Annotated in this window: 6 protein-coding genes; 2 read left to right on the forward strand and 4 right to left on the reverse strand. The window is 66.6% G+C overall.

Translation table 11 applies throughout. The features are described from left to right. Positions 1 to 59: 59 nt before the first annotated feature. Positions 60 to 1,766, forward strand: coding sequence for a molecular chaperone HscC (locus F6X62_RS04540; protein ID WP_153772817.1), 1,707 nt, complete (start codon positions 60 to 62; stop codon positions 1,764 to 1,766). Here the strand turns inward: F6X62_RS04540 and F6X62_RS04545 are convergent, their stop codons facing one another. The 4 genes from F6X62_RS04545 to F6X62_RS04560 form a co-directional block, all read right to left on the reverse strand. After that, positions 1,767 to 4,445: a DUF805 domain-containing protein gene (locus F6X62_RS04545; RefSeq protein WP_153772818.1), complete on the reverse strand. Its 2,679-nt coding sequence runs from the start codon at positions 4,443 to 4,445 to the stop codon at positions 1,767 to 1,769. Beyond that, the gene (locus F6X62_RS04550) at positions 4,442 to 5,134 is read right to left on the reverse strand and encodes a DUF1266 domain-containing protein (protein ID WP_153772819.1); all 693 of its coding nucleotides are present in this window, start codon (positions 5,132 to 5,134) and stop codon (positions 4,442 to 4,444) included. The genes F6X62_RS04545 and F6X62_RS04550 overlap by 4 nt, the downstream gene beginning before the upstream one ends. Before the next feature lie 69 nt (positions 5,135 to 5,203). Beyond that, the gene (map, locus tag F6X62_RS04555) at positions 5,204 to 5,980 is read right to left on the reverse strand and encodes a type I methionyl aminopeptidase (RefSeq protein ID WP_153772820.1); all 777 of its coding nucleotides are present in this window, start codon (positions 5,978 to 5,980) and stop codon (positions 5,204 to 5,206) included. Beyond that, complete coding sequence (locus F6X62_RS04560; protein ID WP_054890915.1) at positions 5,977 to 6,180, reverse strand: ParD-like family protein; 204 nt, start codon at positions 6,178 to 6,180, stop codon at positions 5,977 to 5,979. The genes map and F6X62_RS04560 overlap by 4 nt, the downstream gene beginning before the upstream one ends. A gap of 336 nt (positions 6,181 to 6,516) precedes the next feature. Between F6X62_RS04560 and F6X62_RS04565 the strand changes: the two genes are divergently transcribed. Next, on the forward strand, positions 6,517 to 10,545 hold the full coding sequence (locus tag F6X62_RS04565; protein WP_153772821.1) for a bifunctional nitrate reductase/sulfite reductase flavoprotein subunit alpha: 4,029 nt from the start codon (positions 6,517 to 6,519) through the stop codon (positions 10,543 to 10,545). The last annotated feature ends 103 nt before the right edge of the window (positions 10,546 to 10,648 follow it).

Genomic DNA, 10,648 nt, shown 5'->3' on the forward strand with positions numbered 1-10,648 from the left:
CACGCCGGATGCAGCCAGCAGGCCGCGCGCCGGCTCTACCTTGCAAGCAGAGACCGACCATGCAGGATGCCAGCACCTCTCCAACGCCCACGCCGTCGACCCCACTGCTGGGTATCGACCTGGGGACCACCAACAGCCTTATCGCGGTCTGGCAGGACGGCAAGGCGCAGCTGATCGCCAACGCCGTGGGCGAGGTGCTGACGCCGTCGGTGGTCAGCGTCGACGACGACGGCAGCATCCTGGTGGGCAGCGCCGCCCGCGCCCGCCTGACCACCCACCCCCATCGCACCGCTGCGGCCTTCAAGCGCTTCATGGGCAGTGACAAGCGCTTCGAGCTCGGCGAGCACCGCTTCACCCCGGAAGAGCTCTCGGCTCTGGTGCTGGGTGCGTTGAAGCAGGATGCCGAGGCGTATCTGGGGTGTGCGGTCAGTGAAGCGGTGATTTCGGTGCCGGCCTATTTCAGCGACGAGCAGCGCAAGCGCACGGTCTTCGCTGCGGAGCTGGCGGGGCTGAAGGTACAGCGCCTGATCAATGAGCCGACCGCGGCCGCCATGGCCTACGGGCTGCACGAGCAGAAGTTCGAGCGCACCCTGGTGTTCGACCTGGGCGGCGGGACCTTCGACGTCACTGTGCTGGAATACGCCTTGCCGCTGATCGAGGTGCATGCTTCAACCGGTGACAACTATCTGGGGGGCGAGGACTTCACCGAGGCCTTGCTCAATGCCTGCCTGCGTGACTGGAACCTCAGTGCCGAAACCCTTGAGCCCCAGGCGCTGTCGAGCCTGCATGATGCGATCGAGCAGCTGAAACGCGAGGTGGGCGAGGGCAGTCGCACCCTGTACTGGAGCGGTGATGGCCAGGCCCGCGAATGGGTGCTTGACCAGGCCCGGCTGCAGTCGATCTGGGCGCCGTTGCTGGCACGGGTACGGACCCCCATCGAGCAGGCCCTGCGTGATGCGCGCCTGAGCCCGCGCGAACTGGACAGCCTGGTGCTGGTCGGCGGGGCCACGCGCATGCCGCAGATCCAGCAACTGGTGGCCAAGCTGTTCGGCCGCCTGCCGTACCGCCACCTCGATCCGGACACCATCGTCGCTCTTGGCGCCGCCAGCCAGGCAGCCTGCAAGGCGCGGGATTCGGCGATCGACGAGTTGATCCTGACCGATGTCTGTCCTTACACCCTGGGGGTCGCCTCGTCCCGTGGCGAGGACGTGTCCGGGGCCTTTACCCCGATCATCGAGCGCAACACGGTGATCCCCACCTCGCGTGTGCAGCGCTTCTACAGCAGCCATCCGGAGCAGAAAGTGGTGCGCATCGCCGTGTACCAGGGCGAGCGGCCCTGGGTGCGCGACAACATTCTGGTCGACAGTTTCGAGATTCCGTTGCAGCCGACCGGCCAGGTGCAGTCGCTGGATGTGCGCTTCAGCTACGACATCAATGGCCTGCTCGAAGTGGACGTGACGTTCCTCGAAACCGGACACAAGCACAGCCACAGCATCGACCGCAGCCCGACCGGGCTGGACAGCGACGCCCGCCAGGCCAGCCACGAGCGCCTGGCGAGATTGAAAATCCACCCGCGCGACGCCTTGCCCAACCGCACCCTGCTGGCCCGCCTGGAGCGCGCCTGGATGCAGAGCCTGGGAGATGAGCGCGACCTCATCGGCAGTTGGCTGGACGCCTTCAATGCCGTGCTCGCTGGCCAGCAGGCCACCGAGATCAGTCGCCAGCGCCAGCAGTTGAGCCAGGCGCTGGACGAGCTGCGCTACTGATCAGGGATGATTCAGGCGCCGCAGGGCCACTTGCAGGCCCAGTTGCAACTGGTCGGGGTCGTCCGGTGAAGGGCCATAGCGGTTGGCCAGCTTGTCGCCGGGTAGCCCCACCAGAAGCAGCGGTGCGAATGGCAGCAGGCGGCTGACGGCCAGCAACCCCACCAGTGCCCAGACGCCCTGGCCCAAGTCGCGCAAGCGCCGCAGGAAGGATGTCAACAGCAGCAACACGACAAGGGTCCAGAGCATCGGGCTCTTGGTCGCGGTGGTCAGCGCCGTGCCCGCCAGCAGCATCACGATCACGTGGGCGATGAGGTCGCTGCGATTGAGGCGGCTGTCCAGGCGCCAGAATGCCCAGGAGGGTACCGGCGTCTGGCTGACACGGGCCATCAGCAAGCGTTCGGCGCGAGCCAGTATCGCCATGCTGGCGCAGCGCAGGCCGGTGTCCTGGTCCGGGTCATCCTTGGCTTTCTGCAGGCGCATCAGGCTGCGGGTGCCTGGCGGGGATGCGGATTTGACCAGGTGATTGAAGGCATCGAGGATCTCGTTGAGCAGCTTGCCGTCGACCTTCTCTTCCTGCTCTACCGCTTGGCGCGGCGGACGTTTGACCTTGCCGGCGATCAGGCCATCGCGCAGCGGGGCGAACCAGGGGCTGTCGTTGTTCATCGCCTCGAGGCGATCGCGCAAGCGGGCGCGCTGTTGAGCATCGAGCTCTGGGTCGTGGTATAGCACTGCGCATAGCAGCATGTAGCCCAGTGGGTGGCCGTCGAGGGTACCGACGTCTTCTTCCAGGCATTCGAGCAGACGTACCGCGCTGGGCAGGCGAGTGCTGCCGAACACGTAACCCAGTGTGTGCAGGCGGCTGGCGACCAGTGCCTGCAGCGGGTCGCGGTCGTCCATCCAGCCGAGCAGGGCATTGTGTTCGTTGAACTGAGCCTGACGGGCGATCAGTACCTTGTGCAGGGGGGCGAACGGATGGTCGCTCGGGTAGGTGAGCTGGGCGGCCAGTTGCGGTGGCGCCAGGTCCAGCCAGCGTTGCGGCTGTTGCGCCGTGGCCAGCATGAACAACTGTTGGCGATGCCAGTTCCACAGCGCTTCGCCCTCGACCATCGGCGGCAGCTCGATGCCGTTCAGTGCCAGTTCTTCCATCAGCACCAGGCCGAATGGCACGGTGAACATGCGGCGCATGTCGAAATGCTCGTTCAGCTCGCCCAGCGCTCGCGGCGAATAAACCCGCATGCGCCGCAGCCACTCGCGGCAGGCCGGGTGCAGTGCGTCGGACTTGAGCGCCTCTGGCAGTTCCACCGGCCCCTCGTCACGTGCGCAATACTCCACCAGTGCACGCGCCACCAGTGAATGTTCGAGCCAATGCAGTTGCTGCGCCGCCTGGCGCTGGAAGCCTTCGAGGATCAAGGCATCGAGCGGGTCGTTGCCCAGGCGCTCATCGACAATGGTGCGCAGCAAGCCGGCTTCACCGCGTTGCAGGGCCCAGGCCTGCCAGTAGCGGCGGTGCAATTCGCGATCGTCCTGGTTGGGCAGCAGCCAGGCGAGCAGCGGCAGTTCGTCGTCGCCGTCCAGGCGCCAGTCGATGTAGGTGGCGGCGATGCCCTCAAGGCCCAGGCGCGAGGCTTCGGACCAGCGCGCCAGTGTCTGCGGCGACTGTGCCGGGCTGCCCAAGACCTGTGCCGGATCGGCCAGGTCGGCGGGCCAGGTGTCGGGCGTGCTCTGCTGGTCGAGGGCCTGGATCAGCAGTGGCAGGCGTTGCGGCTGGTAGCGCGCGCAGAGGTCGAGCAGCCAGCGTTCGGCCTGCGGGTGGCGGTGTTCGCGCCACAGCCGTAGCCAGCAGTCCAGGGCTTGCTGCTCGGCGCCCAGGGCGTCGGCCTGGCGGGCCAGCAAGAACAGCAGGTCGACATCGTCCGGCGCCTGCTGGTGCTGGAGCTGCAGGCGTGCATGCAGGGTGAGGCTGCCGATGCCCACCTGGCTGAACTGTTCGGTCAGACGCTGAACCAGATGCTCGTCGTCTGGGAACGCCACGCAGGTGTGGCACCCGGCGAACTGTGCGTACTCGAACAGCGGGCGCTCCTGATGGTAGTAGCCGAGGCTGCGGAAGTACCAAAGGGTTTCCAGTTGCGCGGCGGGCGACCAGCTTTGCATCAGGCGGGTGTCGAAGGGATCGGGTTCCTCGATGCGCTGCAGGAAGGCCTCTATCTCCTGGGCATCCTCCGGCGCCAGGCGCAGCAACTGCTCGGCCCAGCCCATGCGCTGGGCCAGCAGGCGTGCGCACTGGTACGAGATCGGTCCGCAGTTGCGCAGGTTGTGCAGCAGTCGCCAGCTGAGGTCTTCCAGTTGCTCCAGGGGCAGTTCGTCGAGCTGGGCGATGTAGTCCTGCCAGGCTTGGGGTTCGTAACGGCGAGTGGAGTCTTCGAGCAGTGCATGGAACGCCTCGAAGACTTCGCTGGTGGACGCTTCGCTCTGTCCGTCGGCTGCTTGCTGCTCGGGCGCCGCGCCGGTTTCGGCGTGTTCGCGGGCCAGGCGCTGTGCTTCCTCGTAGGCGGCGCGCAGGGCCTGGAAGCCTTCGGGGTCGGTTTCCGGATGGTGCGTCGGCAGGCGGCCGCGGTAGGCCTGGCGGATGGTGTCGAGGTCCTGGGTCGGCTCGATGCCCAGGCGAATCCAGCAACTCATGACCAGCAGTCCTCTTCCAGTGATGCCGGGCGTTCCGGCTCAGGCAACGGCAGCTCCCAGGGCAGGTCGGCGAGCAGCGCGTTGGCGCCGATCCTCAGGTTCAGGACAATGCAGCGATTCCAGTGTTCGTTGCCCTGACGCTCCAGGTTGGCGGCGAACGTTTCGTCGCTGCTGTCGGAGACATTCCACAGCGCCTTGCCGAACAGGTACCCGGCGATGTAGCTGTCCCAGCGGTTGTAGTAATGGCGGGCGCGCAAGGCCAGGCGATAGTGCAGGTAGAGGCTTTCGTCGCGGCTGATATGATCCTTTTTCACCCCGGCGCGCAGCAGAAAGCTCATGCGTCCGATGTCCCAGGCGCGGGTTCCGCCCGGGCCGCAGTCGGGAAAGGTGCGGGCGGCGTAGTTGTACTTGACCTGGTCACGTGGTGTCAGCGTAGCGAGCAGTGCCTGCCACTGGCTTGGCAGGCAGCGCTGGAACTGCCAGTAGGCGTTGCTCATCTCGCTGGCGTGGCCGTTGTCGGCCATGCCGAGCACGTCGAGCAACTGGGCACGGGTGCTGATGCCCCAGCCGCTTTCCAGGTCGGTCTGGTCTTCGCCTTCGAAGTATTCGGCGGCGGTGTAGCTGGCACCGTTGAGTGCGGCCATCGGGGCGGAGAGGGCATGCAGCCAATGCTGTGCGGATTCGTCCATGAAGAGTGTCCGGGGCGAGGGGTGTGGCGCGATTGTAGAGAGGCAGCAAGGGGGCCGTCTACGCAGGCCTCAACGCCGGCCTTCTTCCGCTCGCAGCGTCAGCACTTCATAGCCCTGCTCGGTCACCGCGACGGTGTGCTCCCACTGCGCCGACAGCCCGCCATCGCGGGTGATCACCGTCCAGCCATCTTTCAGCGTGCGCGTGCCGCGGGCGCCCTGGTTGATCATCGGCTCGATGGTGAACACCATCCCGGGCTTGAGTTTCAGGCCCATGCCGCGCTGGCCGTAGTGCAGCACCTGCGGCGCTTCGTGCATCTGCCGGCCGATGCCGTGGCCGCAGTACTCGCGTACCACGCTGTAGCCCGCCGCCTCGGCGAACTGCTGGATGGCGTGGCCGATATCGCCCAGGGTGGCGCCGGGGCGCACCTGTTCGATGCCTTTCCACAGCGCCTTGTAGGTGGTGTCGACCAGGCGCCGGGCCTCCTCGCTGATTGCGCCGATGCGGTACATCTTCGACGAGTCGGCGATATAGCCGCCCTGTTCCAGGGTGATGTCGACGTTGATGATCGAGCCTTCCTGCAGCACCTCGTCAACCTTGGGCATGCCGTGGCAGACGACCTGGTCCACCGAGGTGTTCAGCGAATAGGGGAACCCGTACTGGCCCTTGCTCGCCGGGCGCGCCTTGAGCGTCTCGACGATGAAGGCTTCGGCGCGGTCATTGATCTGCATCGTGGTCACCCCGGTGCGGATGAAACCGTCGAGGTCGGCGAACACCTGTGCCAGCAACTGCCCGGCCCTGCGCATCAGTGCCAGTTGCTCTGGGTTCTTGAGTATCACCTCGCTCATTGCAGCAGCTCCTTGAGATTCGCTTGTTCCTGGCGCAGCAGTTGACGCAGCAGTTCCTGGTAGGTGGCCTGGGGGTGCAGTTCGGCGAGCATGCCGATGCGGATCCAGTGTTCGGCCTGGGCGTTGATCGAGCGCGACATCGCGGCGCTGGCGATGCGCAGGTCTTCGTGGAGGTCGTCGCAGATCTTGACGATGCCCATGGGGAGTCTCCCTGGTATATGAAACGTATACGGATCATATAGTCGGTTGGGCGTCGTGTCATCTTCTGGTGCGCGGGGGCATCAAGACGGGGCGGATATCGCGTCGATGTTTTCGCGGGGCGACCCGCCCTCTGGGGCTACGCAGGCCTGCGGGTGCGGGTTGCCCGCGCCAAGGCCACCGCCATTGCGCAACTGGCCCGCAAATTGCTGATTCAGCAGCATCCGGACCCCTCAACGCCGAGGGGCCCTACATCTTCACGACAAAGGCGCCGTGTTACCCCGCTTGCCCTGCAGGCCGGGTAGCCGGCGCCTTTTGCGTTTTCAGGGAGACCGCCCATGAGCAGCAGCGAGGTGCGCAGCGTTTGCCCGTATTGCGGGGTCGGGTGCGGCATTGTCATGACCGTGGCCGAGGGCAAGGTGGTCAAGATCAGCGGTGACAAACAGCATCCGAGCAACTTCGGACGCCTGTGCACCAAAGGCCTCACCGCACACCTGCCACTGTCCGCTGCCGGACGCATGGAGCACGCCTTCGTGCGCCAGCAGCGCAGCCAGCAGCCGGTGCGCACCGGCATGGACGACGCCATTGCGCAATCGGCCGCGCGCCTGCGCGCGATCATCGACGAGCATGGGCCGGATGCCGTGGCGCTCTATGTGTCCGGGCAGATGTCGCTGGAGGCTCAATACCTGGCCAACAAGCTGGCCAAGGGCTTTATCCGCACCCGCCATATCGAATCCAACTCGCGGCTGTGCATGGCCAGTGCCGGCAGCGGCTACAAGCAGTCGCTGGGCGCCGACGGCCCGCCGGGCAGCTACCAGGATTTCGAGCGTGCCGAGGTGTTCTTCGTCATTGGCGCCAACATGGCCGACTGTCATCCGATCCTGTTCCTGCGCCTGCTCGACCGAGTGAAGGCCGGGGCTCGGCTGATCGTTGTCGACCCGCGTCGCAGTGCCACCGCCGACAAGGCCGACCTGTTCCTGCAGGTGCGCCCGGGCAGTGATCTGGCCCTGCTCAACGGCTTGCTCTACCTGCTGCACGAGAACGGCCATACAGACATCGACTTCATCGCCCGCCACGCCGAGGGCTGGGACGAGATGCCTGCGTTTCTCGCCGACTACCCCCCCGAACGGGTCGCGGCCCTGACCGGCCTTGCCGAGGCCGATATCCGTCAGGCGGCTGCCTGGATCGGCGGGGCGTCGGAGTGGATGAGCTGCTGGACCATGGGCCTCAACCAGAGCATCCATGGCACCTGGCACAGCAACGCGCTGTGCAACCTGCACCTGGCCACCGGCGCGATTTGCCGACCTGGCAGCGGACCGTTCTCGCTGACCGGCCAGCCCAACGCCATGGGCGGCCGTGAGATGGGCTACATGGGCCCGGGCCTGCCGGGCCAGCGTTCGGCGCAGGTGGCGGGCGACCGTGCGTTCGTCGAGCAGCAGTGGGGCCTGGCGCCGGGCGCGCTGCGCAGTGAAGGCGGTGAAGGCACGGTGGCGCTGTTCGAGCAGATGAAGGCCGGGCAAGTGAAGGCCTGCTGGATCATCTGCAGCAACCCGGTGGCCAGTGTCGCCAACCGCCAGCAGGTGATCGACGGCCTGCACGAGGCGCAGTTGGTGATCGCCCAGGACGCCTTCCTCGACACCGAGACCAACCGCCATGCCGACATCCTGCTGCCGGCCGCGTTGTGGGCCGAGGGCGAGGGCGTGATGATCAACAGCGAGCGCAACCTCACCCTGATGCCGCGTGCGGTCGCAGCGCCCGGCGAAAGCCTTGAGGATTGGCGCATCATCGCCCGCATCGCCTGTGCCATGGGCTATGCCGAGGCGTTCAGCTATACCGATGCCGAAGCGGTGTACGACGAGATCCGCCGTTTCTGGAATCCCACCACCGGCTATGACCTGCGTGGCATCGGCTACGCCGAGCTACGCGACAAGCCGCGCCAGTGGCCAAATGCGCCCGGGCGCGCGGACGACCGCAGCCCGCTGCGCTATCTCAACGACGGCAGCAGCCAGGCGCTGCTGCACGATGCCCAGGGCGAGCGCCCCGCACTGGCCTTTCCCACGCCCAGTGGCAAGGCGCGGTTCTTCGCTCGGCCCTGGCTGGCGCCGGCCGAGCTGCCGGATGCCGACTTTCCGCTGGTGCTCAACACCGGCCGCGTGCAGCACCAGTGGCACACCCTGACCAAGACCGGCAAGGTGCCGAGCCTGAACAAGCTCGAGCCCGGCCCCTTCGTCGAGATCAATCCCGAGGACGCCCGACGCCTGGGCATCGCCGACAAGGACCAGGTGGCGATCCGCTCGCGCCGCGGCCAGGCCGTGCTGCCGGCACGCATCAGCGAGCGGGTGCTGGTCGGCAACTGCTTTGCCCCTTTTCACTGGAACGACCTGTATGGCGAGCAACTGGCGATCAACGCCGTGACCTGCGACGCGGTCGATCCAACTTCCCTGCAACCGGCCTTCAAGCATTGCGCCGTGACCCTGGAGCGGGTTGCAGGCGAACGCATCGAGGCACTCGAGCTGCCCTGCGCCATTTCTACGGAGTCTGCCATCATGCCCACCGACACCCTGTCTCGCCTGCTGGGGCTGGACAGCCTGCCGGCCCCCGTCCTGGCGGACGAGGAGCGTCGTTACCTGCAGGGCTTTCTGCTCGGCCTTGGGCAGGCGCGCGCACCGGGGGTGCCCAGCCTGCCGCCCGGTGCGCCGCTTGCGCCTGCCAGTCGTTTGTTCGTCGATGGCTTGATCGCCGGCCTGTTCGCCCAGCCGGTGGTGGCGCCGGTCGCCATGGCCGAGGTTGCCAGGCATCGGGTGCTGTGGGCCTCGCAGACCGGCAATGGCGAGGCGCTGGCCGAGCGCTGTGCGGCGCATCTGCGCGAAGCGGGCCTGGCCGTCGAGCTGAGCTGCATGGATGCAGTCAGCCCCAGCCAGTTGCGTGGCGCCGCCAGCGTGCTGCTGATCACCAGTACCTTTGGTGACGGCGATGCGCCTGACTGCGCTTCGGCGTTCTGGCAGGCGTTGCAGGGCGAGGAGGGGGCACAGTGTGCGGCACTGCCCTTCGCCGTGCTGGCGTTGGGTGATTCCAGCTACGACCAGTTCTGCGGTTTTGGCCGCAAGCTCGACCAGCGTCTGGCTGAACTGGGCGGCCGACGTCTGCTCGATCGGGTCGATTGCGAACCGGATTTCGATCCATCGTTCGTCACATGGCTGCAGGCGTTGTTGCCGCTGCTGGGGCCGACGGCCGCTGCGCAGGTCACAGCCAAGCCGGCGCCAGTGTTCGGCAGGCAGCAGCCCTGCCTGGCTCCCATCATCGAGAACCGTGTGCTCAATGCGCCCGGAGCGACCAAGGAAACGCGCCAGGTGGTGTTCGACCTGCAAGGCACCGGGCTGGTCTACGAGGCAGGCGATGCGCTGGGTGTCTGGCCGCGCAACTGCCCGGCGCTGGTCCAGGAGCTGCTCGAGCTGATGGGGCTCGATGGCCAGACGTGCGTGCAACTGCCCGACTTGCCGGCGATGCCGTTGGCCGAGGCGATGGAGCGGCACCTGGAGATCGCCCGGGTCACTTCGCAGCAGCTTGCAGCCTTCAGCCAGGCGCCGGAGGCCGGTGAACTGCGTCGGTTGCTGCTGCCCGAGCACAAGGCCGAACTCACGGACTGGCTGTGGGGGCGGCAGTTGGCCGATGTGCTCGCTGCCTTCGCGCCGCAACTGTCACTGGAGCACTGGTTGACTCTGCTCAAGCCCTTGCAGCCCCGCATGTACTCGATCAGCTCCAGCCCCAAGGCCCATCCACAGCAGGTGCACCTGACCGTTTCAACCGTGCGCTATGGCCAGCGAAAGGGCGTGAGTTCAAGCTTTCTCGCCGACCGCGCCGAAGCGCTGGAGGTGGCGATCTTCCCGCAGGTTGCGCGGCATTTCCGACTGCCGGACGACGATGCCACACCGCTCATCATGGTTGGTCCTGGCACCGGTATCGCGCCGTTTCGTGCCTTTCTCGAAGAACGCGAAGCCCGCGGCGCGACTGGCGGCAACTGGCTATTCTTCGGTGAGCAGCATGCAGCCTTCGATTTCTATTACCGCGAGCAGTTGCAGGCCTGGGAGGCCAGCGGTCATCTGCGCCTGAGCACGGCGTTCTCGCGTGACCAGGCCGAGAAGCTGTACGTGCAGCAGCGCATGCTCGAACAGGGTGCCGAGCTGTGGCAGTGGCTGGAGGCGGGGGCTTACTTCTATATCTGCGGCGATGCCCAGCGCATGGCCAAGGATGTCGATGCCGCGCTGCGCCAGGTCGTGGCCGAGCACGGGCGGATGAGCGCCGAGGCGGCGGCGGTTTATGTCGAGGGGTTGAGCAAGAGCAAGCGTTATCGACGCGATGTGTATTGAGTGCACCGGGATGGGGAGCGGTGCACCGGCTTGAGGCGGTGCAGCGTGCGGCGCTCTCGCGCGGCAGGCCCGCTCCTGCAGGTCGCGCAACGCTGCATCCCCT

It is taken from the genome of Pseudomonas sp. MNR3A (genome assembly GCF_009650575.1).
GTDB classification, from domain to species: Bacteria; Pseudomonadota; Gammaproteobacteria; order Pseudomonadales; family Pseudomonadaceae; genus Aquipseudomonas; species Aquipseudomonas machongensis.